Origin of the sequence: Kineococcus radiotolerans SRS30216 = ATCC BAA-149, assembly GCF_000017305.1 — a bacterium.
Taxonomy (GTDB): domain Bacteria; phylum Actinomycetota; class Actinomycetes; order Actinomycetales; family Kineococcaceae; genus Kineococcus; species Kineococcus radiotolerans.
This window is the reverse complement of record NC_009664.2, coordinates 1,437,907-1,464,266: the sequence shown is the minus strand read 5'-3', so window position 1 is coordinate 1,464,266 and position 26,360 is coordinate 1,437,907. Positions and strand designations below refer to the sequence as shown.

General features: G+C 72.0%; 27 protein-coding genes and 1 tRNA gene. 14 read left to right on the top strand and 14 right to left on the bottom strand.

The window, feature by feature from the left end; all coding sequences use genetic code 11:
* Positions 1–217 precede the first annotated feature (217 nt).
* The 3 genes from KRAD_RS06990 to KRAD_RS06980 form a co-directional block, all read right to left on the bottom strand.
* Positions 218–676: an SRPBCC family protein gene (locus KRAD_RS06990; protein ID WP_012084839.1), complete on the bottom strand. Its 459-nt coding sequence runs from the start codon at positions 674–676 to the stop codon at positions 218–220.
* Between the two features lie 124 nt (positions 677–800).
* Positions 801–1,124 (bottom strand): DUF3140 domain-containing protein, encoded by a 324-nt coding sequence (locus KRAD_RS06985; protein ID WP_012084838.1) that lies wholly within the window; start codon positions 1,122–1,124, stop codon positions 801–803.
* A gap of 17 nt (positions 1,125–1,141) precedes the next feature.
* Complete coding sequence (locus KRAD_RS06980; protein WP_012084837.1) at positions 1,142–2,221, bottom strand: spore photoproduct lyase family protein; 1,080 nt, start codon at positions 2,219–2,221, stop codon at positions 1,142–1,144.
* Positions 2,222–2,273: 52 nt separating this feature from the next.
* Here KRAD_RS06980 and KRAD_RS06975 point away from each other — a divergent pair, with 52 nt between their 5' ends.
* On the top strand, positions 2,274–3,167 hold the full coding sequence (locus KRAD_RS06975; RefSeq protein ID WP_012084836.1) for an SDR family oxidoreductase: 894 nt from the start codon (positions 2,274–2,276) through the stop codon (positions 3,165–3,167).
* Between the two features lie 16 nt (positions 3,168–3,183).
* A complete protein-coding gene (locus tag KRAD_RS06970) occupies positions 3,184–4,824 on the top strand; it encodes a RecQ family ATP-dependent DNA helicase (RefSeq protein ID WP_012084835.1) in 1,641 nt (546 codons plus the stop codon).
* A gap of 39 nt (positions 4,825–4,863) precedes the next feature.
* Here the strand turns inward: KRAD_RS06970 and KRAD_RS06965 are convergent, their stop codons facing one another.
* Positions 4,864–5,505, bottom strand: coding sequence for a trimeric intracellular cation channel family protein (locus tag KRAD_RS06965; protein WP_041292817.1), 642 nt, complete (start codon positions 5,503–5,505; stop codon positions 4,864–4,866).
* A 153-nt stretch (positions 5,506–5,658) separates the two neighbouring features.
* On the opposite strand from KRAD_RS06965, the gene KRAD_RS06960 reads away from it, so the two are divergent.
* Entirely contained in the window at positions 5,659–6,366 is a 708-nt protein-coding gene (locus tag KRAD_RS06960) for a GAF and ANTAR domain-containing protein (RefSeq protein WP_012084833.1), read from the top strand.
* A gap of 14 nt (positions 6,367–6,380) precedes the next feature.
* On the opposite strand, the gene KRAD_RS06955 is transcribed toward KRAD_RS06960, so the two are convergent.
* Together KRAD_RS06955 and KRAD_RS06950 are read right to left on the bottom strand one after the other, a co-directional pair.
* On the bottom strand, positions 6,381–6,995 hold the full coding sequence (locus tag KRAD_RS06955) for a TetR/AcrR family transcriptional regulator (RefSeq protein WP_012084832.1): 615 nt from the start codon (positions 6,993–6,995) through the stop codon (positions 6,381–6,383).
* A gap of 16 nt (positions 6,996–7,011) precedes the next feature.
* Complete coding sequence (locus tag KRAD_RS06950) at positions 7,012–8,031, bottom strand: agmatine deiminase family protein (protein ID WP_012084831.1); 1,020 nt, start codon at positions 8,029–8,031, stop codon at positions 7,012–7,014.
* A gap of 67 nt (positions 8,032–8,098) precedes the next feature.
* Between KRAD_RS06950 and ureA the strand changes: the two genes are divergently transcribed.
* Both ureA and KRAD_RS06940 read left to right on the top strand, forming a co-directional pair.
* The gene (ureA, locus tag KRAD_RS06945) at positions 8,099–8,791 is read left to right on the top strand and encodes an urease subunit gamma (RefSeq protein WP_012084830.1); all 693 of its coding nucleotides are present in this window, start codon (positions 8,099–8,101) and stop codon (positions 8,789–8,791) included.
* The gene (locus KRAD_RS06940) at positions 8,791–10,470 is read left to right on the top strand and encodes an urease subunit alpha (RefSeq protein ID WP_012084829.1); all 1,680 of its coding nucleotides are present in this window, start codon (positions 8,791–8,793) and stop codon (positions 10,468–10,470) included. Before ureA ends, KRAD_RS06940 begins: the two co-directional genes overlap by 1 nt.
* Before the next feature lie 23 nt (positions 10,471–10,493).
* Here KRAD_RS06940 and KRAD_RS06935 read toward each other — a convergent pair whose 3' ends face one another.
* Together KRAD_RS06935 and KRAD_RS06930 are read right to left on the bottom strand one after the other, a co-directional pair.
* A complete protein-coding gene (locus tag KRAD_RS06935) occupies positions 10,494–11,537 on the bottom strand; it encodes an L-idonate 5-dehydrogenase (RefSeq protein ID WP_012084828.1) in 1,044 nt (347 codons plus the stop codon).
* Entirely contained in the window at positions 11,534–12,232 is a 699-nt protein-coding gene (locus KRAD_RS06930) for a TetR/AcrR family transcriptional regulator (protein WP_157873518.1), read from the bottom strand. The genes KRAD_RS06935 and KRAD_RS06930 overlap by 4 nt, the downstream gene beginning before the upstream one ends.
* 119 nt (positions 12,233–12,351) lie before the next feature.
* On the opposite strand from KRAD_RS06930, the gene KRAD_RS06925 reads away from it, so the two are divergent.
* The 6 genes from KRAD_RS06925 to KRAD_RS06900 all read left to right on the top strand — a co-directional run bounded on the left by KRAD_RS06925 (position 12,352) and on the right by KRAD_RS06900 (position 18,618).
* Positions 12,352–13,743: a flavin monoamine oxidase family protein gene (locus tag KRAD_RS06925; protein WP_012084826.1), complete on the top strand. Its 1,392-nt coding sequence runs from the start codon at positions 12,352–12,354 to the stop codon at positions 13,741–13,743.
* Entirely contained in the window at positions 13,740–14,588 is an 849-nt protein-coding gene (locus KRAD_RS06920; RefSeq protein WP_012084825.1) for a universal stress protein, read from the top strand. The genes KRAD_RS06925 and KRAD_RS06920 overlap by 4 nt, the downstream gene beginning before the upstream one ends.
* Positions 14,585–16,120: an APC family permease gene (locus KRAD_RS06915; protein ID WP_012084824.1), complete on the top strand. Its 1,536-nt coding sequence runs from the start codon at positions 14,585–14,587 to the stop codon at positions 16,118–16,120. The genes KRAD_RS06920 and KRAD_RS06915 overlap by 4 nt, the downstream gene beginning before the upstream one ends.
* Entirely contained in the window at positions 16,117–17,553 is a 1,437-nt protein-coding gene (locus KRAD_RS06910) for a gamma-aminobutyraldehyde dehydrogenase (RefSeq protein WP_012084823.1), read from the top strand. The genes KRAD_RS06915 and KRAD_RS06910 overlap by 4 nt, the downstream gene beginning before the upstream one ends.
* A 67-nt stretch (positions 17,554–17,620) precedes the next feature.
* Positions 17,621–17,693 (top strand) — tRNA-Lys (locus KRAD_RS06905).
* A gap of 118 nt (positions 17,694–17,811) precedes the next feature.
* Positions 17,812–18,618 (top strand): phosphorothioated DNA-binding restriction endonuclease family protein, encoded by an 807-nt coding sequence (locus tag KRAD_RS06900; protein ID WP_012084822.1) that lies wholly within the window; start codon positions 17,812–17,814, stop codon positions 18,616–18,618.
* Here the strand turns inward: KRAD_RS06900 and KRAD_RS06895 are convergent.
* From KRAD_RS06895 to KRAD_RS27475, 4 genes are all read right to left on the bottom strand, one after another.
* Positions 18,574–20,076 (bottom strand): hypothetical protein, encoded by a 1,503-nt coding sequence (locus tag KRAD_RS06895; RefSeq protein ID WP_012084821.1) that lies wholly within the window; start codon positions 20,074–20,076, stop codon positions 18,574–18,576. The genes KRAD_RS06900 and KRAD_RS06895 overlap by 45 nt on opposite strands.
* Positions 20,077–20,099: 23 nt before the next feature.
* Entirely contained in the window at positions 20,100–20,540 is a 441-nt protein-coding gene (locus KRAD_RS25905; RefSeq protein WP_157873516.1) for a hypothetical protein, read from the bottom strand.
* Between the two features lie 885 nt (positions 20,541–21,425).
* On the bottom strand, positions 21,426–21,542 hold the full coding sequence (locus KRAD_RS26910) for an excalibur calcium-binding domain-containing protein (protein ID WP_238985821.1): 117 nt from the start codon (positions 21,540–21,542) through the stop codon (positions 21,426–21,428).
* Between the two features lie 489 nt (positions 21,543–22,031).
* Entirely contained in the window at positions 22,032–22,160 is a 129-nt protein-coding gene (locus tag KRAD_RS27475) for a hypothetical protein (protein WP_275263054.1), read from the bottom strand.
* A 967-nt stretch (positions 22,161–23,127) separates the two neighbouring features.
* On the opposite strand from KRAD_RS27475, the gene KRAD_RS06885 reads away from it, so the two are divergent.
* Positions 23,128–23,598, top strand: a complete 471-nt coding sequence (locus tag KRAD_RS06885) for a GtrA family protein (protein WP_157873514.1) — start codon at positions 23,128–23,130, stop codon at positions 23,596–23,598.
* 26 nt (positions 23,599–23,624) lie between these two features.
* Here the strand turns inward: KRAD_RS06885 and KRAD_RS25900 are convergent, their stop codons facing one another.
* On the bottom strand, positions 23,625–23,792 hold the full coding sequence (locus KRAD_RS25900) for a hypothetical protein (protein ID WP_157873512.1): 168 nt from the start codon (positions 23,790–23,792) through the stop codon (positions 23,625–23,627).
* Between the two features lie 221 nt (positions 23,793–24,013).
* Positions 24,014–24,463 carry a thioredoxin gene (gene trxA / locus KRAD_RS06880; RefSeq protein WP_012084816.1) on the bottom strand — a complete coding sequence of 150 codons (450 nt, stop codon included), beginning with the start codon at positions 24,461–24,463 and terminating at the stop codon, positions 24,014–24,016.
* Positions 24,464–24,521: 58 nt separating this feature from the next.
* Between trxA and KRAD_RS24055 the strand changes: the two genes are divergently transcribed.
* Together KRAD_RS24055 and mgrA are read left to right on the top strand one after the other, a co-directional pair.
* On the top strand, positions 24,522–25,244 hold the full coding sequence (locus KRAD_RS24055; protein ID WP_049821098.1) for an LmeA family phospholipid-binding protein: 723 nt from the start codon (positions 24,522–24,524) through the stop codon (positions 25,242–25,244).
* 64 nt (positions 25,245–25,308) lie between these two features.
* Entirely contained in the window at positions 25,309–26,343 is a 1,035-nt protein-coding gene (mgrA, locus tag KRAD_RS06870) for an L-glyceraldehyde 3-phosphate reductase (RefSeq protein ID WP_012084814.1), read from the top strand.
* The last annotated feature ends 17 nt before the right edge of the window (positions 26,344–26,360 follow it).

Below are 26,360 nucleotides of genomic sequence, written 5' to 3'. Positions count from 1 at the left end.
CCGCCCCGGCAGGGGCGCGTGAACGGCCCGGCGGGATCCTCCCGCCGGGCCGTCGTGCGTCCCCGGCCGGACCCGGAGCGGAGGCTCCCGCGGGACGCGGGGGACGAGCCGGCCGGTCCTGCGCCCCTCGTCCCCACCCACCCGCCGCGCGTCCCCCGCCCACGCGAACGGCCCGCCACCCCGAGGGGTGGCGGGCCGTTCGCGCGAGCAGGAGGACTTACTTGGCGGGGTCGACGTCCCCGCGCCAGGCGCCGGTCTCCGCGCCGCGGGACTCGATGAACGCCTTGAACTTCTTCAGGTCCGCCTTGATCTGGCGGTCGTCGGCGCCGACCGCGGCGCCGGCCTTCTCGACGAGGCCCTCGGGCTCCCAGTCCAGCTGGACGGTGACCCGGGTCTCGGTGTCGCCGAGGCGGTGGAAGGTCACGACACCGGCGTGGCCCTTGCCGTCGACGCTCTTCCAGGCGACCCGCTCGTCGGGGTGCTGCTCGGTGATCTCGGCGTCGAACTCGCGCTCGACCCCGCCGATCTTGGTCTTCCAGTGGGTGTGGGTGGCGTCGGTCTGGACGATCTGCTCCACCCCGCCCATGAACTCGGGGAAGGACTCGAACTGCGTCCACTGGTTGTAGACCGTGCGGACGGGGACAGACACGTCGATGGTCTCGATGACACTGCTCATGCGGTGCTCCTCCCGCGGCGCGCGGGGCGCCGCCGTGATCGCGTTTCCATGCCTGCACCCGGGGTCTCCGGGTGCCTGGGATCACCCTGCCCACCCGTCCGGCCGAGCGCATCTCGAAAGGCGGTCAGTCCTTCAGGGGGTCGTGGCCCCAGTTCATCAGCGAGTACCGCCACCGGGTGCCGGTGACGTCGCCGTCCGGGCGCTGCTTCGAGTGCCGGGCCACGTAGCCGGCGACCTTCCGCATGTGCTCGTGGTCCTCGTCGGTGCGGTCGGCCTTCCGCGTCCGCAGGATCTCCACGATGCGCCGGCCGGAGTGGTGCCCGACGGACTCGCCCTCGCCGACGCCGACGGACTGCGACTCGTCGGTGGCCAGCCACTCCTCCAGCTCCTTCGGCGTCATGTTGACGGCGTCGCTGAAGCGCTGCTCCACGTCCTTCTCCTCGTCCATGCTCCGAGGTTGACCCCTCAGAAGGCGTAGCGCACCCGGAGGTAGGGGGCGCGCTCCTCGATCAGCGCGAGCAGCTGCTGGACGTAGCGGCCCTTGTCGCCCGTGCGGTAGCGGACGTTGACGCCGCCGTTCTGGGACCGCTTGGTCTCCTGCATGGCCGGCCGCCACAGCAGGTCCTCGGCCTTGGGGTGCCACCCGAGGTTCACCCGGTGCAGGTTCTCCTCGTGGGTGAGGAAGATGACCTCGGCCTGCAGCTGCGCCTTGGTCGCGTCGTTCGTCGCGTCGCCGAGCTCGTCGAGCAGCGCCGCCCACACCGGCAGCCAGTCCTCGTGCACCACGACGGGGGAGAGGTTGACGTGCACCTCGTACCCGGCGGCCACGAAGTCGTCGAGGGCGCCCAGCCGCTCGGGCACCGGCGAGGTCCGGACGTCCAGCAGCTTCGCGACCCGGGCGGGCATGAGGGAGAACCGGACGCGGGTGCGGCCCTGCGGGTCCAGGGTCAGCAGGCGCCGGTTGACGTGCTTGGTCGCGAACGACGCCTTGGCCGTCGGCAGCCCGCGGAACAGCGCGATGAGGTCGTCGACGTTGTCGGAGACCTCCGCGTCCACCGAGCAGTCGCTGTTCTCCCCGAGGTCGTAGACCCAGCTGGCCGGGTCGCACTGGTTGGGTTCGGGCTTGACCCCCTGCCGGTGGACGTGGCGTTCCAGGTACCCGGTGATCTGCTCGATGTTCGTGAACACCGTGATCGGGTTGCTGTAGCCCTTGCGCCGCGGGACGTAGCAGTAGGCGCAGGCCATGGCGCAGCCGTTGGCGGTGGAGGGGGCGATGAAGTCCGCGGACCGGCCGTTGGGCTTCGCGGTGAGGGACTTCTTGATCCCCAGGACGAGCGCCTCCCGCTTGATGCGCACCCAGCGGTCGACGTTGGTCTCGTCGCCGTGCAGCTCGGGGATGCGCCAGTGGCTCTCCACCGGCACGAGGGTGGCGTCGGGCCAGCGCTCCAGCACCTGCCGCCCCCGGGGGAGCTCGGCGGCCGCGGGTTCGTAGTAGATGCGGGTGACGTCGAGGAGCTGGCGGGACTGCTGGGTCACGTGAGCCATCCTCCCCCGGGATCGCCGCGCGGACGCGCCGGAGCCTGCTTACGGTGAACGGGTGAGCGACCAGTACACCTTCAGCAACCCCGTCACCCGGTACCACCAGGAGGGTTTCGAACCCCAGCCGCAGGACGGGCCGGGTCTGGCCGGGGAGCTGTCCCCGGCGCCGGACCACGGCGAGTCCACGTACCGCGGCACCGGCCGCCTGACCGGCCGCCGGGCGCTGGTGACCGGCGCGGACTCCGGCATCGGCCGGGCGGCCGCGATCGCCTACGCCCGCGAGGGGGCCGACGTGGTCCTGAACTACCTGCCCGCGGAGCAGTCCGACGCCGAGGAGGTCGCGCGGCTCGTCGAGGAGGCCGGCCGCAAGGCGGTGCTCGCCCCGGGTGACCTGACCGACGAGGCGTTCGCCCGCAGCCTGGTCGCGACGACGGTGCGCGAACTCGGCGGCATCGACCTCGTCGCCAACGTCGCCGGCAAGCAGCAGCACGTCGAGGAGATCACCGACCTCACCTCGGGGCAGTTCGAGGAGACGATGCGCACGAACCTGAACTCGTTGTTCTGGATCGTGCAGGAGGCCGTCCCGCACCTGCCGCCGGGTTCGACGATCGTCAACACGGCCTCGATCCAGGGGTACCAGCCCTCGCCCAACCTGGTGGACTACGCCACCACCAAGGCCGGGATCATCGCCATGTCGCAGGCGCTGGCGCAGCAGTTGGCCCCCAAGGGCATCCGCGTCAACGTCGTGGCCCCGGGCCCGGTGTGGACGCCGCTGCAGGTCGCCGGCGGTCAGCCCGACGACGCGATGCCGGAGTTCGGGCAGTCCACGCCGCTGGGCCGCGCCGGGCAGCCCGTGGAGATGGCCCCGGCCTACGTGTTCCTGGCCTCCGCGGAGTCCAGCTACGTCGTGGGGGCGGTCCTCGACGTCAACGGCGGGATGCCGACCCCCTGAGGGGGCCGGGGCCACCGTGAGCGACGAGGTGCGCGCCACCGCGCAGGCGGCGTTCGGTTTCGAGGAGTTGCGGCCCGGACAGGAGGAGGCCATGGACGCCGTCCGCGCCGGGCGCGACGTCCTGGCCGTCATGCCGACGGGTTCGGGGAAGTCGGCGGTCTACCAGGTCCCCGCCGTGCTGCAGGAGCAGCCGGTCGTCGTGGTGTCCCCGCTCATCGCGCTGCAGCGCGACCAGGTGGACGGCATCCGCGAGGACGCCCGCCGGGGCGGGGCGGTGATGCTGAACTCCGCCCTGCCGGCGGCGGAGTGGCAGCAGGCCCGGGAGGAGTTGCGCGCGGGCACCGTGAAGTTCGTGTTCCTGGCCCCGGAGCAGCTCGCCCGCGACGAGGTCGTGGACGAGCTCGCCCGGCTGCGGCCGGGGATGCTGGTCGTCGACGAGGCGCACTGCGTGAGTTCCTGGGGTCACGACTTCCGGCCCCTCTACCTGCGGCTGGGGGCGGCGCGCGAACGCCTGGGCCGCCCGCAGGTGGTGGCCCTCACCGCGACGGCCAGCCCGCAGGTGCGTCACGAGGTCGTGGAGCAGCTGGACCTGCAGGACCCCCTCGTCCTCGTCGAGGGTTTCGACCGGCCCGAGATCGACCTGCGGGTGGTGCGCTGCGCCGACGCCGGGACCCAGCGCCGCGGCGTCCTCGACGCCGTGCTGGAGGTCGAGGGCGCGGTGCTCGTCTACGTGGCGAAGCGGCACGACGCGGAGGAGATCGCCGCGCAGCTCCGCGCGGCCGGCCGGGAGGCGGACCACTACCACGCCGGTCGCGCCCGCGCCGACCGCGACCGCGTCCAGCACGCGTTCCTCGACGGGGCCCTCGACGTCGTGGTCGCCACCAACGCCTTCGGCATGGGCATCGACAAGCCCGACGTCCGCGCCGTCGTCCACGCCGCGGTCCCGGACTCCCCGGACAGCTACTACCAGGAGATCGGGCGCGCCGCCCGCGACGGCGGGACGGCCGTGGCCACGCTGTTCTACCGCCCCGAGGACCTCGGGCTGCGGACGTTCTTCAGCGCCGGGGTCGCCAAGGTCGAACCGCTGCGGGAGACCGTGGCGGCGGTGCGGGCCCACGGCGGGGCCGTCGACGCCGGCGAGCTGCGCCGCGACCTGGGGGTGACGGCCTCCCGCCTCGCCGGGTCGGTGAACCTCCTGCAGGAGGTCGGGGCGCTGGCCGAGGACGGGACCGGGCGCCTCGTGGTGCCCGAGGACGCCCCGCCCGCGGCGCGGGCCGCGCGGGCGGCGGTCGAGGTGTCGGAGCAGCAGCGCAGCGTGGAACGTTCCCGGCTGGAGATGATGCGGGCCTACTGCGAGACCGCGGCCTGCCGCCGGCAGTTCCTGCTGGGTTACTTCGGCGAGGAGCGGACCGAACCCTGCGGCAGCTGCGACACCTGCCGGGCCGGGAGCGCCGGGGAGCGCTCGGCGGGGCGGGTGCCGTTCCCGGTGGGCTCCACCGTCGTGCACGAGCGGTGGGGCGCGGGTCAGGTCATGCACTACGAGGCGGACCGGGTGACCGTCCTCTTCGACGGCGTCGGCTACCGGACCCTGGCCCTCGCGCTGGCGGTGGGGGAGGGGCTGCTGCACCCGGAGGCGGCCACGGGGTCGGCGGCCTAGCCGCGCCGGTCCCGCCCGGCCCGGCCCCGGGCCCGCCCCTCAGCCGTCGAGGCCCTCGCGGGCGGAGCGGGGGGCGCTCGGGGCCCGCCAGCCGCGCAGCACCCCGCCCACCCGCAGGCCCGCGCACACCGCACCGCCGGCGAACGCCGCCACCCCGGCCTCGAGGCCGAGCAGCGGGCCGGTGACGGCCACCGCCGCCCCGGCCAGGGCGGGGACGGCGTACAGCCCGCCGGTGAGGATGGTCGGCACCCGGCGGACGAGCACGTCGCGCAGCGTCCCGCCCCCGACGGCGGTGAGGCCGCCGAGCAGGATCGCCTGCCCCGCACCGACTCCCGCGTGCACGGCGAGCTGGGCCCCGCTCACCGCGAACAGCGAGAGCCCGATGGTGTCGAAGACGAGGATGGGCCGCGACATCCGCGACACCAGCCGGTGCCCCCAGAACGCGGTCAGCGCCCCGACGGTCGCCGTCGCCAGGTAGTACCAGGTGCTGAACGTGGCCGGGGGCAGTTCCCCGAGCAGCACGTCGCGCAGGATCCCCCCGCCGACGGCCGTGACGATCCCCAGCGTCACGACGCCGAAGAGGTCCAGGTGCGCGGCGCGCATCGCGGTCAGCGCCCCGTCGAGGGCGAAGGCGAAGACCCCGACGAGTTCGAGCAGGAGCAGGAAGCCTTGTGCGGTCACGGCACCGATCCTGCCCGGGCGGGCGCCGCGGCGGTGCCGGGGACCGCGGTGGCGCTGGGGCGCGGCGGGCGCGGTCACCGCGGCGGGTGTGAGACGCTGCACCCGCTCGAACATCCGGGCGCGATCCCCGCTCGTCCTCGAGGTACCACCCCCATGTCGTCTCCCTCCCACCCCGCTCCCCGCCTGGCCGCCGTCGCCCGCGGCCTGCTGGTCGAGCCGGACCTGCGGGACACCCTGCAGCGCAGCGTGGACCTCACCGCCTCCCACCTCCCCGACGCCCACAGCGTGAGCATCTCCCTGCTCTCCCGGCGCCACCAGGTCGTGACGCCGGCGAGCACCCACGAGTGGGCCTCCCTCGCCGACCAGCTGCAGTACGACAGCGACGAGGGGCCCTGCGTGGACGCGATCCGCGAGCAGGAGGTCGTGCTCGTGGAGGACGTGGCCCGGGACGGGGTGGAGCGCTACCCCCGCTGGGCGCCGCTGGTGGCCGAGCGGACGGGGTTGCGCTCCAGCTTCTCGTGCCGGCTGCACACCCAGCGCGAGCAGCTCGGCTCGATCAACGTGTACGCGACCCGCCCGGGGGTCTTCGACGCGGCCGCGCGGGAGCAGGCGGAGGTGCTCGCCGGCCAGGTCGCCCTCGCGCTGTCCGCCGCGCGCCAGCTGGAGGGCCTGCGGGTGGGCATGGAGGGCCGGACGGTCATCGGCCAGGCCCAGGGCATCCTCATGGAGCGCTACAAGATCTCCGCGGACCGGGCGTTCCAGCTGCTCAGCCGGTCCTCCCAGGAGACCAACGTCCGGTTGCGCGAGGTCGCCACCCGGGTCGTGGTCACGGGGGAGACCCCGGGCGACCCCCGCGCCTGACCGGGCCCGGCGCCTCAGCCCAGCAGGTCCGCCAGGCCGCGCAGCAGGCCCTCCAGCCCCAGCTCGAAGGACCGGCGCGAGCGGTCGCCGGGCTGGGCGCGGGTCGCGGCGATGGCGCGCGAGAGCGTCGAGCCCGGGGCGCCGGTGTCGGCCCACACCTCCACCGGGGCGCCGGCGTCCAGCGCGGACCCCAGCACGAAGCAGTCGAGGACGGTGACGGCGTGCAGGAGGTCCTCGTCGCCGAACCCCGCCTCGTGCAGGACGTCGGCGAGGACCTCGTAGGAGGCGAGGGTCGCGGGGTGGCTGACGGTCTGGGCGGTCAGCAGCGGGACCGCGGCGGGGTGGGCGGCGTAGGCGGTGCGGTAGTCGGTGGCCCACCGCCGGGTGAACGCCCGCCAGTCCTCGCCCGGCAGGCGCTGCGTCGGCATCGCGTCGGTCGAGAGCAGCCCCCGGATGCCCTCGACGACCTCCTCGCGCCCGCCCCGGAAGTGGTGGTACAGCGAGGAGGTGCCGACCCCGAGGTCCCGGGCCAGCCGTGGCAGCGCGAGGGAACCGGTGGCGTCGATCTGCGCCAGGGCGGCGCGCAGGACCTGCTCGCGGGCCAGCAGGGGGGTGGTGGGTCGGGCCACGGGGCGTCCTCGGGTCTCAGGCGGGTTGCTGCTGGGTGATGCAGTGGATGCCGCCGCCGAAGGCGAAGACGTCGCGGGCGTCCACGGGCACGACGGCGCGGTCCGGGTAGGCCGCGGCCAGCACCGCCCGCGCCCGCGCGTCGCGGGGGTCGTCGAAGGCGCAGAGGACGACGACGGAGTTCGCGACGTAGTGGTTGACGTAGGAGTGGTCGACGAGCTCCCCGTCGACCTCGTGCCGTTCCGGGGCGAGGAGCTCCACGACCTCCAGCCGTTCCCCGCGGGCGTCGCGCGCGCCCCGCAGGACCTCGGTGACCTCCTGCGTCACGGCGTGGTCGGGGTGACCGGGGTCGGGCTGGGTGTGGACGAGGACGGCGCCGGAGGGGGTGAACGCGGCGACGATGTCGACGTGGCCGCGGGTGCCGAACTCGCCGTAGTCGGCGGTCAGCCCGCGCGGCAGCCAGATCGCGGTCGTCGTCCCGAGCTGGGCGTGGACCTCCGCCTCGACCTGCTCCCGGGTCCAGCCGGGGTTGCGGCCGGGGTCCAGCTGCACGGTGTCGGTGAGCAGGACGGTGCCGGCGCCGTCGACGTGGAAACCGCCGCCCTCCTGGGTGAGGGGGGAGGAGCTGACCGGGGTGCCGGTGCGCCCGGCGACGAAGCGGGCCACCCGCGCGTCGTCCTCCCAGCGCGACCACGACTGCGCTCCCCAGCCGTTGAACGTCCAGTCCACGGCGACCGGGCCCTGCGCGCCGCGCACGAACGTCGGCCCGGAGTCGCGCAGCCAGGCGTCGTCGAGGGGCACCTCCACGACCTCGATCCGCGGGTCGAGGGCCTCCCGCGCCGCGGTGCGGTCGGCGGGGGAGACGAGGACGGTCACGGGTTCGTACCGGGCCACGGTGTTCGCGACGGTGCTCCACGCGGCGCGGGCCCGGGTGAGGTCGGGGCCGCCGGCCTCCCCGAACGTGGGGTTGGGGGTGGGGAACGCCATCCAGGTGCGCTGGTGGGGTTCCCACTCGGCGGGCATGCGCTGCGTGGGCATCGGTTCCTCCGTCGGTCGGCCGTCGCGGGACCACCGTAACCGAAGCGGTGTCGGTTATCGTGCGCCCATGCGCCTGACGCCGACCGAGCGGGACCGCCTGCTGATCTTCACCGCCGCCGAGCTCGCCCGGGCCCGGCGCGCGCGCGGTCTGCGGCTCAACGTCCCCGAGGCCACCGCCCTCATCGCCGACACGGTCTGCGAGGTCGCCCGCGACGGGGGCCGGCTGGCCGAGGCCATGGCCGCCGGGCGCGCCGTCCTCGGCGCCGAGGACGTGCTGCCGGGGGTCCCCGACGTCGTGACCCAGGTCGACGTCGAGGCCGTCTTCGACGACGGGACCCGCCTCGTCGTCGTCCCCGACCCCTTCGCCGGCGCGACGCTGGGGGAGGAGGCCCCGGGGGCGGTCCTGCCCGGGCCCGCGGCCCCCGTGGAGTTCGCCGACGTCGTGACCCTCGCCGTCACCAACACCGCGACGGTCCCGGTCAGCGTCAGTTCCCACTTCCACTTCTTCGAGGTCAACCCGCGGCTGCGCTTCGACCGCGCCGCCGCCTACGGCCGCCGCGCCGCGGTCGACGCCGGCGACACGGTCCGCTTCGACCCCGGCCAGACCCGCGAGGTCGACCTCACCCCCATCGGCGGCGCGCGCGTCGCCATCGGCTTCGCCGGGCTCGTGGACGGGCCGCTGGACGCGCCCGGCGCGCGCGAGGCCGCGCTGGAACGGGCCCGCGCCTGCGGGTACCTCGACTCCCGGGAGGGGAACTGATGGCCCGTCTCGGCGGCACCGACTACGCCCGCGCCTACGGACCCCGGGCGGGGGACCGCATCCGCCTCGGCGACACCGGCCTCGTCGTGGAGGTCGAGCACGACGCCCAGGAACCCGGCGAGGAGTTCCTCGCCGGGTTCGCCAAGACCGCCCGCGACGGCCTGCACCTCAAGGCCGCCCGGGTGTCCGAGACGTGCGACGTCGTCGTCTCCAACGTCGTCGTCCTCGACGCGGTGCTCGGGATCCGCAAGGTGTCCATCGGCATCCGCGAGGGCCGGATCAGCGGGATCGGCCGCGCCGGGAACCCCGACACCCTCGACGGCGTCGACGTCGTCGTCGGGACGGGGACGACCATCGTCTCCGGGGAGGGCCTCATCGCGACGGCCGGCGCGATCGACACCCACGTCCACCTGCTGTCCCCGCGCGTCATGGAGGCCTCGCTGGCCTCCGGCGTCACCACGATCATCGGCCAGGAGTTCGGGCCCGTCTGGGGGGTCGGGGTGAACTCCCCGTGGGCGCTGCGCCACGCCTTCAACGCCTTCGACGCGTGGCCGGTGAACATCGGTTTCCTCGGCCGGGGTTCGGCCTCCGACCCCGGGTCGTCGGTGGAGGCCCTCGTCGAGGGTGGCGCCTGCGGTTTCAAGGTCCACGAGGACATGGGCGCCCACGCCCGCGCCCTCGACACCGCCCTGCGCGTCGCCGAGGAGCACGACGTCCAGGTCGCCCTGCACACCGACGGCATCAACGAGTCCCTCTCCGTCGAGGACACCCTCGCCGTGCTGGAGGGGCGCACCATCCACGCCTTCCACATCGAGGGCTGCGGGGGCGGGCACGTCCCGAACGTCCTGCGCCTGGCCGGGGAGGCCAACGTCATCGGTTCCTCCACGAACCCGACCCTGCCCTTCGGGCGGGACGCCGTCGCCGAGCACTACCACATGATCATGTCGGTGCACGGGCTCAAGGAGGACCTGCCCGGGGACGCGGCGCTGGCCCGCGACCGGATCCGGGCCGGGACGATGGGGGCCGAGGACGTCCTGCACGACCTGGGCGTCATCCCCATCACCTCCTCCGACGCGCAGGGCATGGGGCGGGCGGGGGAGACCGTCCGCCGCACGTTCGCCATGGCGGGCAAGATGAAGGCCGAACGGGGGGCGGAGCACCCGCGGCACGACAACGACCGCGCCCTGCGCTACGTCGCCAAGCTCACCGCGAACCCCGCCATCGCCCACGGCCTGATCCACGAGGTCGGGACCCTGGAGGTGGGGAAGCTGGCCGACGTGGTGCTGTGGGCGCCGGAGTTCTTCGGGGCGAAACCCGAACTCGTCCTCAAGGCGGGTTTCCCCGCCTGGGGCGTCACGGGTGACCCGAACGCGGCGATCGACCGCGGGCAGCCGCTGGTGCTCGGCCCGCAGTTCGGCGCCCACGGCGCGACGGCGGCGGACCTGTCGGTCGCGTTCACCTCGCAGGCCGCGGCCGCCGACGGCAACGACGCCATGACGACCCGGCGCCGCCGGGTCGGGGTCCGGGGGACGCGGGGCATCGGGCCGGCGGCGATGCTGCGCAACTCCCGCCTCGCCGCGGTGCGCGTCGACCCCGCCGGCCTGGTCACCGTCGACGGGGAACCCGTGAGCTCGGCCCCCGCGGAGTCCACGTCGCTGAACCGGTTGTACTTCCTCTGACGCGGGGCGGGGGCCGAGGGGGATCAGGCGTCGTCGGGGTCCGGGGTGATCCGCAGGACGGTCTTGGAGGAGTTCGCGGAGTCCCGGGCCCGGGCGAAGGCCGCGGCGGCGTCCTCGATCCCGAACACGTCGGTGACGACGGCGTCGAGGGAGTCGTCGGCGGCGAGCAGTTCCACGGCGGCGTCCAGCTCGGTGTCGAAGCGCTGGGTCCCGAACAGCGCGACCTCCTTGGACAGCAGCTCACCGACCGGGACGGGCTGCGGACCGGCGGGCAGGATGCCGAGCTGCAGGATCGAACCCCCCGGGCGCACCGCGCGGATCGCCGCCAGCAGCGACGGGACGACCCCGGCCGCCTCCACGACGACGTCGAACCCGGCCTCGGGCAGCGACCCGCCGCGCGAGAGGTCGACGACCTCGTCGGCGCCGACGGCCGTGGCGACCCGCAGCGGCAGTTCCTGGAGGTCGGCGGCGGTGACGTGCGCCGCGCCCGCCCGCTTCAGCGCGGCCACGGCCAGCACCCCGATGGGCCCGGCGCCGCTGACCAGGACCCGCGCCCCGGCGACGCGCCCCTCCAGCCGCCCGACCGCGTGCAGGGCCACCGCGAGGGGTTCGGCGAGGACCGCGCGCCGCAGCGGCAGGGCGGCGGGCAGTTCCCGCAGCCGCTCCACCCCGACGGCGAGCAGACCGGTGAACCCGCCCTGGGTGTGCGGGTGGGTGGAGGCGCTGCCGAGGTACGTCCCGCCCGGGCGCAGGTGCAACCCGGTGGGGGCCGCGGCGCCGGCGGGGGCGCAGGGGGTCGCGGGGTGGACGGCGACCCGGGTGCCCGCGGGCGGGGCCGCGGGGGTGTCCGGGCCGGCGCGCTCGACGACCCCGACGACCTCGTGCCCGAGCACCAGGGGTTCGGTGACGACGTAGGCCCCGTTGCGGCCGTCGGCGGCGTAGTGCAGGTCCGAGCCGCAGATGCCGCCGTAGACGATCCGGACGAGCACCTCGCCGGGGGCGGGTTCCGGTGCGTCGACCTCCTCGACGCGCAGGTCCCCGGGGGCGTGGACGGTCACAGCCTTCACGGCGTCCTCCTCTCCTCGCCGGGCACGCTACCGGGTGCCCGCAGGACGCGGAGCCCGGTCAGCAGCGCCTGCAGCCCCACCTCGAACGCCGCCAGCGCGGTGTCCCCGCCGGGGCGGGCGCGGTTGGCGGCGTCGAAGGCGGGCGCGGCCGCGGCGAGGTCACCGGGGTCGAAGATGTCCTCGGGCGCCTGGGTGTCCAGCGCCGAGCCGAGCACGAAGGACTCCACGGCGACGACGACGTTGGTCACCAGGTGCCCGGGCCAGCCCGCGGCGGTGAGGCCCGCGCTGACCCGCTCGTACATGGCCACGGTGTGCGGGGCGCTGCGCACCGGGGTCACCGCCATGACCGGCACCAGCGCCGGGTGGCGGGCGTAGGCGTCGCGGTAGGAGCGCGCCCACGCGGCGAGCGCCTCGTCCCAGGGCAGGACGCCGAACGCGGAGCAGTCGATCCCCGCGTTCACGTGGTCCTGGACCGCGCGCAGGACGTCCTGCTTGTCCGCGACGTGGTTGTAGAGCGCGGAGGGGGCGACGTCGAGGCGCCGGGCCAGCGCGGCCATCGTCAGCCCGTCCTGGCCGCGTTCCTCCAGGAGGCGCACCGCGGCGGCGGTGATGCCGTCCACGGTGAGCAGCGGGTTGCTGGGCCGGCCCCGCGGGCGGCGGGGGGCGGGCCGTGACGGTTGCCGGCTGGGGGCCACCGGTTCATCCTGACGCACGCGAATCCCTCCCGGACCCTTGACAGCACCTGCGCACGGGCCATTAATGAAGCCCAATCACTTTAGGTGGTGGCTCGGCCGACGACGACCCGGGAGGTCCCGTGCACTCCGCAAGAACCGAACTGACCGCAGACGTCGTGGTGGTGGGGGCCGGACCCGCGGGGCTCAACACCGCCCGCCACCTCACCCGCGCCGGCCACGACGTCGTCGTCCTCGAAGCGCGCGACCGCGTGGGCGGCCGCACCCACACCGAGGAGCACGACGGCGTCCCCCTGGAGATCGGCGGCCAGTGGATCTCGCCCGACCAGACCGAGCTCCTCGGCCTGCTCGACGAGCTCGGGATGCAGACGTACCAGCGCTACCGCGAGGGCGACTCCGTCCACATCGCCCCCGACGGCACCCGCACCCGCTACCGCGGCGACACCTTCCCCGTCGCCGACTCCACGGCCAAGGAGATCCACCGGCTCACCGAGCTCATGGACGACCTCGTGGCCTCCGTCGGCGCCCGCGAGCCCTGGGCCCACCCGCGCGCCCTGGAGCTCGACACGATCTCCTTCCACCACTGGCTGCGGCAGCAGTCCGACGACGAGGAGGCGTGCACGACCATCGCCCTCTTCATCGCCGGCGCCATGCTGACGAAACCCCCCCACGCGTTCTCCACCCTGCAGGCCGTGCTGATGGCCGCCTCGGCGGGGTCGTTCACCAACCTCACCGACGAGTGCTTCATCCTCGACCGCCGCGTCGTCGGCGGCATGCAGTCCGTCTCCGAGCGCCTCGCCGCCGACCTCGGCGACCGGGTCCACCTGTCGACCCCGGTCCGCACGATCCGCCGCCTCGGCGACGGCGGCGAGGAGGGCGTGGTCGTCGAGTCCGACCGCGTCACCGTCCGCGCCCGCCGCGTCGTCGTCGCCGTCCCGCCGCCGCTGTTCTCCCGCATCAGCTACGACCCGCCCCTGCCGCGCCGCCAGCACCAGATGCACCAGCACCTCTCCATGGGCCTGGTCATCAAGGTCCACGCCGTCTACCCCACGCCGTTCTGGCGCGAGGACGGGCTGTCCGGCACCGGGTTCGGCACCTCCACGCTGGTGCAGGAGGTCTACGACAACACCTTCCACGGCGACGACCGCGGCACCCTCGTCGCCTTCGTCTCCGACGAGAAGGCCGACGCCGTGTTCGCCCTGCCCGCCGAGGAGCGCAAGGCGCGCGTCCTCGCCTCCATCGCCGCGTTCCTCGGCGAGCGCGCCCTCGAACCGGACGTCTACTACGAGTCCGACTGGGCCAGCGAGGAGTGGACCCGCGGCGCCTACGCCGCCAGCTTCGACCTCGGCGGGCTCGCCCGCTACGGCGCCGACCAGCGCACCCCCGTCGGCCCCATCCACTGGGCCTGCTCCGACCTCGCCGCCGAGGGCTACCAGCACGTCGACGGAGCCCTCCGCTCCGGCCGCGACGCCGCCGCCGACGTCGCCGGAGCCCTCACCCGGGCCACGGCGTGAGCGGCGGCTACGTCGTCGCCTTCGACGGCGGCGACCGCGGGCGGGACGCCCTCAGCTGGGGCGCCGTCCTCGCCCGCTCCCTCGGCGTCGAGCTCGACGTCGTGGTCGTCGTGCGCACCGACGACCCCTTCGGCGGCCCCTACCCGCCCGTCGGCGACGTCACCGGCGTCATCGCCGAGCAGGCCCGGGGCTGGCTCGACGAAGCCGTCGCGGCCCTGCCCGGCGACGTCGCGGTCCGGACCCACGTCCGCACCGCGGGGTCCGTGCCCGAGGGCCTCCTCGACGCGGCCGCGGAGCTCGACGCCGCCGCCGTCGTCGTCGGGGCCGGCGGGGGAGCGATCCCCTTCGGGGTCGGCCCGGTCGCGCGCACCCTGCTGCACTCCGCACCGCTGCCCGTGGTGCTGGTGCCCCGGCGCGAACCACCGGCCCGGATCGATCAGCTGTACGTCGCGGTCGGCGCCCGCCCGGGTGCGCCGGCCGTGCTGGAGGAAGCGTGGGAGGCGGCGGCCCGGACCGGTCTGCCCCTGCACGTCGTCAGCCTCGTCGAGCTCGACGAGCACGCGGGAGTGGACGGCGACGCCGTCGCCGAGGTGCGCCGGCTCATCGACGCCCTCGTCGAGGACGTCCGGACCCGCTCCCGTGCAGCGGAGGTCACCGTGGAGATGGGACGAGGACGCACCATGGCAGAGGCAGTGGACTCCATCGACTGGGCCCCCGAGGGCCTGCTGCTCCTCGGGTCGTCACGACTCGCCCAGGGCCGGCAGACGTTCCTCGGGCCGACCGCGGCCCGCATGCTGCGGCACGTGCCCGTCCCCGTCGTCGTCGTGCCGCGGGGCCTGTCGTGACCGCCGCGCCCGAGCAGCAGGCCCGGGAGTCCAAGGGGCTCGCCCGGGGGCAGATCGGCCTGCTCGGCTCCATCGTCATCGGCATCTCCACCATCGCCCCCGCCTACACCCTCACCGGCGCCCTCGGCCCCACGGCCTCGGAGGTGGGGGAGCACCTGCCCGCCATCTTCCTCGTCGGGTTCGTGCCCATGCTGCTCGTCGCGCTGGGCTACCGCGCCCTCAACAGCGCCATGCCCGACGCGGGCACGACGTTCACCTGGAGCTCGCGCGCCTTCGGGCCCTGGATCGGGTGGATGGGCGGCTGGGGCCTGCTGGCCGCGACCGTCCTCGTCCTCTCCAACCTCGCCGGCGTCGCCGTCGACTTCTTCTACCTCATGCTCTCCCAGCTCACCGGCCGCGAATCCATCGCCGACCTCACCACGAACGTCGTCGTCAACGTCACGACGTGCCTGGTGTTCATGGCCCTGGCCTGCTGGATCTCCTACCGCGGCATGGAGGCCACCAAGGTCGTCCAGTACGTCCTCGTCGCCTTCCAGGTCGTCGTGCTGCTGTGGTTCGCGATCGCCGCGTTCGTCCACACCGCCGACGGCAGCGCCCCCGCCGGCCTGGCCGTCGACCCGCAGTGGTTCAACCCCCTCGGGGTGGAGTCCTTCTCCGCCTTCGCCGCCGGCATCTCCCTGTCCGTGTTCATCTACTGGGGCTGGGACGTCGTCCTCACCATGAACGAGGAGACCTCCGGGGCCCGCACCACCCCCGGGAAGGCGGCCGTGGGGACCATCGTCGCCATCGTCGTCCTCTACCTGACGATCGCGCTCGCCGTCCTGTCCTACTCCGGCACCGGCGACACCGGCCTCGGCCTGGGCAACGCCGACATCCAGGAGAACATCTTCGTGGCCCTCGCCGGCCCGGTCATGGGACCCGTCGCCGTCCTCATGTCGCTGTCGGTGCTCGCCTCCTCCGCCGCGTCGCTGCAGTCGACGTTCATCTCCCCGACCCGCACCATGCTCGCCATGGGCCACTACGGGGCGCTCCCGCCGCGGTACGCGAAGGTCAGCCGCCGGTTCCAGTCGCCGGGGTACGCCACCGTCGTGGCCGGCGTCATCGCCTCCGCCTTCTACGCCGGCATGCGCGTCGTGTCCGAGGACGTGCTGTGGGACACCATCTCCGCCCTCGGCATGATGATCTGCTTCTACTACGGCATCACCGCGCTCGCCTGCGTCTGGTACTTCCGCGGCAGCTGGGGCGGGGACGTCAAGACGTTCCTGTCCCGCTGCCTCGCGCCCCTGGTCGGGGGCGTCCTGCTGCTGGTGTTCTTCGTGCAGACCGCCGTCGACTCCACCGACCCCGAGTACGGGTCGGGTTCGCAGCTCTTCGGCATCGGGCTGGTGTTCCTGCTCGGGGTGGGGGTCCTGGCCCTGGGGGTCGTCGTGATGCTGTTCCAGTACCGGGCCCGCCCCGGGTTCTTCCGGGGCGAGACCATCGCCCGCGGCCGCACCACGTCCGTCGAGCTCGAAGGAGAAGTCACGCCGTGAAGCAGTTCCAGAACGTCATCGCCGGTGCGTCGCGGGACGCGGCCGACGGGGCCACCAGCGAGGTCGTGAACCCCGCCACCGGCCAGGTCTACGCCACCGCCCCCGTGTCCTCCGCCGCCGACGTCGACGCCGCCTACACCGCCGCCTCCGACGCCTTCACCTCCTGGCGGCGCACCACCCCCGCGGACCGGCAGAAGTTCCTCCTCGACCTCGCTGACGCCGTCGAGGACCGCGCCGAGGAGTTCATCGCCGCCGAGGTGGAGAACACCGGCAAACCCGTCGGCTTGACCCGCAGCGAGGAACTGCCCCCCGCGGTGGACCAGCTCCGCTTCTTCGCCGGCGCCGCGCGCGTCCTGGAGGGACGCGCGGCGGGGGAGTACCTCGCCGGGCACACCTCCTGGGTGCGCCGCGAACCCATCGGGGTCGTCGGGCAGGTCACGCCGTGGAACTACCCGTTCATGATGGCGATCTGGAAGATCGGCCCCGCGCTCGCCGCCGGGAACACGATCGTCCTCAAGCCCTCCGACACCACCCCCGCCTCCACGGTGCTGCTCGCGCAGGTCGCCAACGAGGTCCTGCCCCCCGGGGTCCTGAACGTGGTGTGCGGCGACCGCGGCACGGGCCGGGCGCTGGTGGAGCACCCCACCCCCCAGCTCGTCGCCATCACCGGCTCCATCCGCGCCGGGATGCAGGTCGCGGGGTCCGCGGCCAAGGACGTGAAGCGCGTGCACCTGGAACTGGGCGGCAAGGCGCCCGTCGTCGTCTTCGACGACGCCGACGTCGCCGCCGCGGCGGAAGCCATCGCCGGCGCCGGGTACTTCAACGCCGGCCAGGACTGCACCGCCGCCACCCGCGTCCTCGTCGCTCCCCGCCTGCACGACGACTTCGTCGCCGCCCTCTCCGAGCAGGCCCGCGCCACCAAGGTCGGCCTCCCCGACGACGACGACGCCGCCCTGGGTCCCGTGAACAACGTCAACCAGCTCGCCCACGTCTCCGGCTTCGTCGACCGCCTCCCCGACCACGCCGTCCTCGGCGCCGGCGGCTCCCGCTCGGCGGGGCAGCTCGCCTCGGGCTTCTACTACGAGCCGACCGTCGTGTCCGGGCTGCGCCAGGACGACGAAGCCGTCCAGGAGGAGATCTTCGGCCCCGTCATCACCGTCCAGCGCTTCACCGACGAGGACGAAGCGGTCCGCTGGGCCAACGGCACCAAGTACGGCCTCGCCTCCAGCGTCTGGACCAAGGACTTCGGCCGCGCCATGCGCGTCTCCGCCGCCCTCGACTTCGGCTGCGTCTGGATCAACACCCACATCCCCCTCGTCGCCGAGATGCCCCACGGCGGCTTCAAGCAGTCCGGCTACGGCAAGGACCTGTCCATGTACGGCTTCGAGGACTACACCCGCGTCAAGCACGTCATGGCCAACCTCGACTCCTGAGGCGCCTCGGTCGGTGGAGCCCCGACGGGGCAGTCTGCGATGATGGCCCCGGACCCCCACGGGTCCGGGGCCTCTAGCTCAATCGGCAGAGCAGCGGACTTTTAATCCGCGGGTTCAGGGTTCGATCCCCTGGGGGCCCACCCTCCTGACCTGCGACGATGTCGCGTGATCTTGTACCGCACTCCCTCTGACGGCAACGGTTGACGGCAACGCCCGTCGACGCCCCGCCCGCGCTGCTCTCATGGGGGGATCGATGTCGTGGCTTTCAGCTACAAAAGGATCATGGCCGCGGAGCACTCGAAGCAAGCAAGACTCCTCTCTGAGCTGCGCGACCTCCGCGTCGACCGCCAGACCGGGGTGGCGGCCGTATACCAGCAGGTCGTCCTGCTGCGAGCGATCAGCCGCGCGGTGAAAGCGTTGCCGCGCCTCGAGAGCTACTCGGCGGCGGCACCGGAGCTGCAGAGCCTGCTGCGTCCCTTCGCGGTCGCAAGCACGCAGCCGGATCCGGCTCTGCCCTGGGCAGCTCTTCGTGCGACGTCGTGGTGGGAGCTGCAGGGGCAGCCCCTTCCCCCCGGCAGGCCACGTGACGCCGTCAAGAAGGGTGACTTGCGAGGAGGCCTGCATCCGGACGTCTACGACCTGATGCGTGACGACCCGTCCTTCCGCACGTCCGCCATCGACGTGCTGTGCCGGACGATGCGCGAGCCGCCTGCGCTCAAACACTTCCTGCAGCGCCTGCAGCTCTCCGGGGCTGATGAGTCGCGCGACATGGCGCCGGTACCTGCCGATGGCGCGTACGTCGTTGAGGACGTCTACGACCGCAGCGAGTTGCACGCGACGGCCAAGCGAGCCGGGTTGCCACCGGGCAACGCCACCGAAGGCATCACAACGGTCGGACGCGAGCTGTGCGTCTTCTGGAACCCCTTCAAGACTGCGGTGGTGGGGCCGAGCTGCGGCGCTGGCGCGCCGGTCTCGACCCCACCACCGCAGGATGCCGACTCAATGAGGCGTCATGAGCGCCTACTTCTCGTCTTCATGGTGCGTGAGGTCAGTCCAAGTGTCTGAGAGGATCTTTCTCACGACACTGTTGATGGCGGCAGCTGTATTTTCAGCCTTTCCTTCAACGATGACCTTCTTCGAGGCGCCGTCCTTGATCTCGCGACGCTTCTTACTTCCCGACCTATCCAACTTGTAGCCAGTCAGCGCAATCCAGTGCTTCCGGTAACGAAGCCAGTCAATCTGCCCCAACCTGTCCTCGAACTCAGCGACACTGAGGACGGACGTTGCCGAAGGTGCATCCGCAACAGCCTTAAGGAAAGCCGCCTCGGCCTCCTCGGCCGTAGTGTGCTCGTCCATGCCCGTCGTCCCGATGGACGTGGCATATGGATGGATTTCACTTCGCCGAACGTCGTGATACGCCAGCGCCAACGCCTTTAGCGCGAAAGCCCACCCGTGAACATAAATGCGGCGATAGGGTTCACTGTCCTTGGGGGTCGGGTCTAGCCATGCACTGCCGAACTGCCCCTCTAGCATTTCGATGAAATCTCGACAGAAGGGAAGCAGGTGCTGGACGTGGTAGTGCTTGATCTGCTCGGGCTTCTTACTTCCGCGCGAGACGACGTTCAGTAGCATTTGATCCATGGTGGACAAGTCCACGATGTTCTTGGTGGCAGTTTCGGTTGCGCCCACCGTCCGCCCGTCAGCGAGTCGCTTGTCAAAAATGGTTCCCTGAATGGACTGACCGCGAAGCTTTGCCAACGCCGAAGAACTGTCCATGACTGCCACGAGGTTTTTATTCTTCTTTGACCCGCGCCCATTGCGGTCGGCGAAGCTCTGCGCGGCCTTTTCGGACGTGACATTGAGTTCGATCTCCATTGTGACGCCGAATCGCTTGAGAGCGCCAGACTTTATGGCAATCCCAGTCTGAGCCGCCTGAAACAAGGCCGCCGTCTGCGTCTGGCCATCCGATTGCATGACCGGACTCTTAGGCAGATACAACTGCCCATATAGGACCAGGTCGCTAGGCTCATCGAATGCCACAAAGATCGTTTCATCGAATACGACACTTGATTGCCACCCACTAATAGGTGGCAGGTAGGCAATACGGTCACCCCGTACCGCCTCGACGTTGTACTGCTTGAAGTTTGCCAGGTTCTCCTTCTTGGCCCCCTTGAAATCTTGCTGCGTCTGATCGTGCGCATCCTTCATCTCGAGAGCCTCATAGTCCTCGATAGGGGGCGCAGAAGGGTCATATTTCACGATATCTATGAATTGCTTCAAGGTCGGATGGATCATAGCTGTGATCCGATAGTTCGAAGGGGCCCCCTTAACTGCAAGCGTGGCCCCTGGAATGACATGTCGCTCCTCCTGCTCCCACTGGAACTCATACCGGTTCTGATTGAAGGCATCGCATGCTGCCGGATCAGCCTGATACCGAACGATCCGAAGTCCACCGAAAAGGTCACTCCGAGGAATCTGATCATTGGGGATGAGTTGGTTCTTGGGGATCGATGGGATCGCCATGATTGCCTTTCTTGGGTTTTGGGTCAGGATGAAGCCGGAGGCAGCTTAGGAATTTGGGGGGCACGGAAGCCCGTCGGTGGACTGAGCACGCCACCGGCCATGCTCAACTTTTCAGGAATAACTACTAATTCAATGCCGAGGTTTAGTACTTCAACCGTCGTCCACACTTCCTGATGGAAGTGAAAGGCGGCAAGAACTCCGCGTACAGTCGACTCGAAAAGCGCATCCTTTCTGGCTTGCGCCAGATAGGTCAGAATCTGACCCAGTGCGCCATAGCCGGCAGAAATTTTGAACTCCCATATGCGGCGGACGCCCTCATCATCGATCGTTCGCAGGTCTGCACGTAATCGACCATTGGCATAGGGATGCTCCGTATTGAGCATTCGCTCCTTGGGGCGAAATTCCCTCAGGCGTTGCGAGTAGGCGTCACGGATGCGGCACTCGTGTGCATACTGATCAGCCACAACTGCTCCTCTGCGCGATCGAAGCCCGCATCTTCAAGATGTCGTAGTCTTCCAAGAAGAGGACGAGCCGTCAAGAGGTACGAGTGCACCTCGGCTGTCGTGGGTCACAGGGGGAAGCGGCGGGTCACCTTGCCGGCAAGAGGGCAGCGTCACACGGAGCTCGCAGGCCGGCGACGCACGTGCCGTCTGAACGCTGGCACCGCAGTCACCCACATGTGACGGCTACCGCAGATGCTCTGCACCGCAAATGCTCTGCACCGCAAAGCATTAAGTGCAGGACGTCACTGAGGGAGCCCATGGCTCGGCGCCCTTCGAGTGTGGATGTGGTTGACACTCCAGACTTTGACCACTCGTCCGTAGGTCACGTTCCTTTGACGCTCGCGCCACGGTCGCCATGACCGCCGGCGGCCCCTGCCCCCTACCAAGGCCCATGACCTTGGACCCACGTCCAAGCCCGTTGCTTTCGGCATGGCCTACTTGGGGGTAGTTGCTACTGCACAGGCATCCAGTCCTGACGGCAGCCGTGACGGCAACGCGACGGCAGCCGCCCCGCTCCCCCGCACGCCGGCGCACCGTCACCCCAGGTCAGCCGCCCTCCGCGGACCCCACCGGACACCTCTCCCCGCTCTTTTAATCCGCGGGTTCAGGGTTCGATCCCCTGGGGGCCCACAACTGAGACAACGGAATGCACGGGCCTCGCTCCCTCCCGGAGCGGGGGGCGTGCCACGTTCGTGCCACGGACGACGCCCCGTGCCGCCCTAGGGTGAGGTAGGTCCACCACAGGTCCTAGTCGTGACCGCCCCACCAGTCGTCAGGGTGACCGGCCAGGAGCTCCATCCCCATCAGGATGGGGCATCGAGCGACAAGGCCGTTCCGCTCAGGTCGTCACTCGCAAGCGACGCCGTCGCTGTCACGGTCGAGGTGCGAGGCGTATCCAGGATCCCCCGTCCGGAGCGGTGCCGCGCCAGCGGCGCGAGCTGCACTGCAGTTGGCGTAGTACACCGAGCTGGGTGCCTCGGAAAGGGGCTCGGCTGCAGTCGGGACCTCTACGGCCGGCTCGGCGGTCGTAGTGATGGTGATGGTCGTCGGAGCCGGGGCGGGGGCCTGCTCGGTCACGGTCACCGCCGGCGAGGGGGCGCTGGTCTGGGTCACCGTGATGGTCGAAGTGGGCGAAGGGGGCGCTGTCGCGACCGCACTTTCAGAGTCCCCGGCGGAACCGCTGCCGATGAGCACACCGAGGATGAGGCCAGCCGGGCCGATGACCCGGGCAGGCGGTACCAGCGTCGCCTTCCCGGGGCAGGAGCAGGCATCGGCTGGGTCGGATGAGCCACGTGCTCTCCTAGGTTGGTCTGACCGGAAGCCCCCGTCGGCGGCCTGATTCGGACCTTAGAGCGGGAAAGCATGATCGTGGGGCGGTTCACGCGAAGTCCTGTCACTGACTGCATGCCGCCGCCAACCCAGGGTGATCGCAGGGGTGCCTGACTCCTCGCGCTACGTCGCGCCGTCCTCGAGCGCAGGGCCGACCCGCTGCCACTCCCGCCAGGCGGTCTTGAAGTCCAGTCGCTCCCGGTGCTGCAGGGCGAGCTCCAGCAAAGCGTGGGCCAGGTTGTCAGCCGTCACCTCGTGATGCTCGTGAACGGCCTGGTGGCAGCGGGTGGGAAACCGTTGTGGCTGCCGCCGCGCTCCTGGCCTTCCGGGGCCGAGGGCGCTGGCTCGTCCGGGCGCGGTCGGCGACGAAGCGCGCGATGGCGTGGCGATCGGTCGCGGCCTGGTCTCCACCGTCATGGGGCCATCGTGCGTGTCCCCCGTCGAGGGGCGAGCGCAACTGATCCTGTGATCCTGCGTCGAACACGCTCGTCGAGCCTGCACCGACCAGATGCGTCAAGCTCTCCTCATGGGTGCGCGACACTGCCTCTGCTCGCGGTGCGGGCACCCCGCCGACGCCCACGAGCACTACCGCAAGGGTTCTGACTGCGGCTGGTGCGGGCCGGAAGCCTGCCCTGCATACACACCCTCGGGCTGGCGAGAGCGCTTGCGTCGAATCCTGCAGGGCAACCGCTGATCACCGCGCATCCTGGATCTCGGCGGGGACGACGAGGCGTCACCGCCCCGGGGTCGACGCCTCCGATCGTCTGTCCGCCGGAGTGATTTTCCGTCCCCTCTCGCCCGGCCGAAGGCTGGCACCACGCAGCGCCGCGCTGACGTCGAGCCGATGCAGTGGTCGGCGTGACCGGCACCGTCGAGGGCAGCACGAACCGGTGGTCGAACTGATGGGCGCTGGTCGCCGTGTCGACGCAGGCTGATCGACTGCTACGACCACGACGGTGACGACGACATCCGACGGTTCGCCATGGAGATCAACGCTTTCGAGGGGACGCATCCGCACCCCGACGCACCCCGCCGCGGATCGACTGCCTCCTCCGGACCACGGCGGGCGCTCTCCCGTTCCGCCGAACTCGCCCCGCGTGGGTTCCCTGCGGTCCACCCTCCGGGGGAGGCGGCGGGACGACACGTACGGCAGCGGGATGAGCCGGAGACGGTCCCCGCGGACGACGCGGTGCGCTACCCCGGTGGGCAGACTGGCGTGGTGATCACCTGCACCGCACCTTCGCCGCCGGCTCCGCCCGTCCTCGCCCGGCGCGAGCGGGTGGCGCGGGTGTGGACGCTGGGGCGGTTCGTGCTGGCGGGTCTCACCGGCAACGTCGCCCACGCCGCCGTGTTCCTGGCCCTGTCCGCGTGGGCGGTGGTGCCGGTGGTGGCGGTGAACGTGGTGGCGGTCGTGCTCTCCACGCTGGTGACCAACGAGCTGCACCGCCGGTTCACGTTCCCCGGGGGGCGCTCCACGGCGTGGTTCAAGGGGCACGGGGCCGGGGGAGCGGCGGCGGTGGTGGGGCTGGTCCTCAGCACGGCCGCGCTGGCCGCCTGGCACCACCTCGTCCCGGGGGCCAGCGGAGCGAGCGGGCTGGTCGTGGTGTACGTCGTGACGGGGCTGGTGGGCCTCACGAACTTCCTCGTCCTGCGCTCGCTGCTGCGGCCCACGGTGACCCTGGCCGCGTGAGGTCGGTTCCGCGGACCGCTGCTCGGTCAGCGCGCGGGACGACCCGCCGTGGCGGCGTCGCGCCGCGCGGCGTCGGTCTGGGCCCGCCCACGCGCGGCGGGGACGGGCGGGGCGGTGGACAACCACGCCTCCATGCGGATCGCGGCGCAGACGGCGGCGACGACGGAGACGGTGCAGAGCAGGACGGTGAGCACCGGAAGGGGTCCTTCCCGGGGACGACGGAGGTGGAACGGGGACCACGCTGCCCCGGGTCCACCGGTGCCGCACCTCCAGCCACCGATCGGAGCAGGCACCCGCCGTTCCCGTCACGGGTGACCCGATCAGGGTGACGAAAGTGCGCGCCCGCGGGTCCACGGCCCCGGACGCAGGAAGACCCCGCACCGGAGCGGTGCGGGGTCTCCTGGTGACGGGTCGGTCAGAACGCGGCGGGGTCCGTCCCCGCGCGCACGCCCTGGCGCTGGGCGGCCTGGGCCTGCGCGGCCTGCGCCTGCTGCTTGGCCTGCTCCTGCTCCAGGGCCTGGGCGTACTGGCGCTTCACCTGGTCCATGTCCAGCGAGCGCACCTGCTCGATGAGCTGCTCCAGGGCGGGAGCGGGGAGGGCGCCGGGCTGACCGAAGACGGGGATGCCGTCGCGGTAGGCGACCAGGGTCGGGATCGAGGTGATCCCGTAACGGGCGGCGAGCTGCTGCTGGTCCTCGGTGTCCACCTTGGTGAACGTGATGTCCTCGTGGGCCTCGGAGGCCTGCTCGAAGACGGGCGCGAACTGCTTGCACGGACCGCACCAGTCCGCCCAGAAGTCGATGAGGACGATGCCGTCCTTCACGGTGTCGTCGTGCGTCTCCAGGGTCAGGGCCTGAGTGCTCATGCCCCTTCCAACCACGACGGGCCGCCAGCCCTTCCCGCCCGTCCGGCACAGTGGTCGCGTGACCCGCCGCCGACTGATCCCCCTGCTGGTGACCGTGCTGGCGCTGGGGGTGGTCCTCGTCGCCGCCGACCTGGCCGCCCGCAGCTGGGCCACGGCCCGGGTCGCCGGGGAGCTGCGGGCCCGCTACGACCTGCCCGCCGACCCCGCCGTCGACCTCGCCGGCGGGTCGTTCCTCCTGCAGGTCCTGCGCGGGCGCTTCGAGGACGTCACCGTGCGCGCCGAGGACGTCCCCGCAGGGTCGGTCGCGCTGCACGACGTGCGGGTGCGGATCCCCGCGGTGGACGTCCCCCGGGAGGTGCTCCTGGGGCGCCCGGGGACCGTCGACGTCGCCGCGGGCACCGTGCGGGCCGAGGTGTCCTTCGACGACCTCGCCCGGCAGGTGTCGGCGCGGGGGCTGGACGTCGCGCTGGCCCGCTCCGGGGACGCTGTCCGGGCCACCACGCGCGTGGAGGTGTTCACCCTCGGGCTCGACCTCGCCCTGCGGGTGCGGCCGGAGCTGGACGGTTCCACGGTGCGGCTGGAACCGCTGGACGCCGAGGTCGCCGGCGCGGACGTCTCCCTGCGCCGCGCCGAGGACCTGCTCGAGGCGGCCGGCTACGACGGCTGGTCGGTCGCCCTCACCGACGTGCCCGCCGAGGTCGAGCTGCAGGACCTGCAGGTGGTGGACGCCGGGGTCCTCGTACGCGGGGCGGTCCGGGCCGGCGCGGTCGACGTGGGGTGAGCGGGCCGGGCCGAGCGCGACCGCCGGCCCGTGCCCGTACCCGTACCCGTGCCAGGATCGGTCCGTGACGTACACCGCCGACGCCGGACGCTACGAGTCCATGCCCTTCCGCCGCTGCGGCCGCAGCGGCATCGAGCTGCCCGCCCTCTCCCTGGGGTTCTGGCACAACTTCGGTGACGACAAGCCGTTCCAGACCCAGCGCGACATCGCCCGCCGCGCCTTCGACCTGGGCATCACCCACTTCGACCTCGCCAACAACTACGGCCCGCCCTACGGCAGCGCCGAGACGAACTTCGGCCGCCTGTTCCGCGAGGACTTCGCCCCCCACCGCGACGAGCTGTTCATCTCCACCAAGGCCGGCTGGGACATGTGGCCCGGCCCCTACGGCGACCGGGGTTCGCGCAAGTACCTGGTCGCGTCGCTGGAGCAGTCCCTGCAGCGCATGGGGCTGGACCACGTCGACGTCTTCTACCACCACCGCCCCGACCCCGACACCCCGCTGGAGGAGACGATGGGCGCGCTGGACGCCATCGTCCGCTCCGGCAAGGCGCAGTACGTGGGGATCTCCTCCTACGGCCCCGAGCGCACCCTGGAGGCCTCGCGGATCCTGCGCGACCTGGGCACCCCGCTGTTCATCCACCAGCCCTCGTACTCCATGTTCAACCGCTGGATCGAGTCCGGGCTGCTGGAGGTGCTGGAGGCCGAGGGCGTGGGCTGCATCCCGTTCACCGCCCTCGCCCAGGGGCTGCTGACCGACCGCTACCTCCACGGGATCCCCGAGGGCTCGCGCGCCGCGCAGGGCAAGTCGCTGGACCCCTCCGTCCTCAACGACGACACCCTGGCCCGCATCCGCGGCCTGCAGGCCATCGCCGACGGGCGCGGGCAGACCCTCGCCCAGCTCGCGCTGGCCTGGGTGCTGCGCGACCGCCGCGTCACCACCACCCTCATCGGCGCCAGTTCCGTGCAGCAGGTCGAGGACAACGTCGCCGCCGTCGCCAACCTCGCCTTCACCGACGAGGAGCTCACGGCCATCGACGAGTTCGCCGTCGACGCCGGCGTCGACCTGTGGGCCCAGGTCCGCGAGGGCGGGGAGAGCTGACCCCGCGGCCGGTGCCC

Bases quoted from the DNA above. Each gene is read 5' to 3' on its own strand.
- KRAD_RS06990 (WP_012084839.1), bottom strand. From the start codon at position 676: ATGAGCAGTGTCATCGAGACCATCGACGTGTCTGTCCCCGTCCGCACG.
- KRAD_RS06985 (WP_012084838.1), bottom strand. From the start codon at position 1,124: ATGGACGAGGAGAAGGACGTGGAGCAGCGCTTCAGCGACGCCGTCAAC.
- KRAD_RS06980 (WP_012084837.1), bottom strand. From the start codon at position 2,221: ATGGCTCACGTGACCCAGCAGTCCCGCCAGCTCCTCGACGTCACCCGC.
- KRAD_RS06960 (WP_012084833.1), top strand. From the start codon at position 5,659: ATGTCGTCTCCCTCCCACCCCGCTCCCCGCCTGGCCGCCGTCGCCCGC.
- KRAD_RS06950 (WP_012084831.1), bottom strand. From the start codon at position 8,031: ATGCCCACGCAGCGCATGCCCGCCGAGTGGGAACCCCACCAGCGCACC.
- ureA (WP_012084830.1), top strand. From the start codon at position 8,099: ATGCGCCTGACGCCGACCGAGCGGGACCGCCTGCTGATCTTCACCGCC.
- KRAD_RS06940 (WP_012084829.1), top strand. From the start codon at position 8,791: ATGGCCCGTCTCGGCGGCACCGACTACGCCCGCGCCTACGGACCCCGG.
- KRAD_RS06895 (WP_012084821.1), bottom strand. From the start codon at position 20,076: ATGGCGATCCCATCGATCCCCAAGAACCAACTCATCCCCAATGATCAG.
- trxA (WP_012084816.1), bottom strand. From the start codon at position 24,463: ATGAGCACTCAGGCCCTGACCCTGGAGACGCACGACGACACCGTGAAG.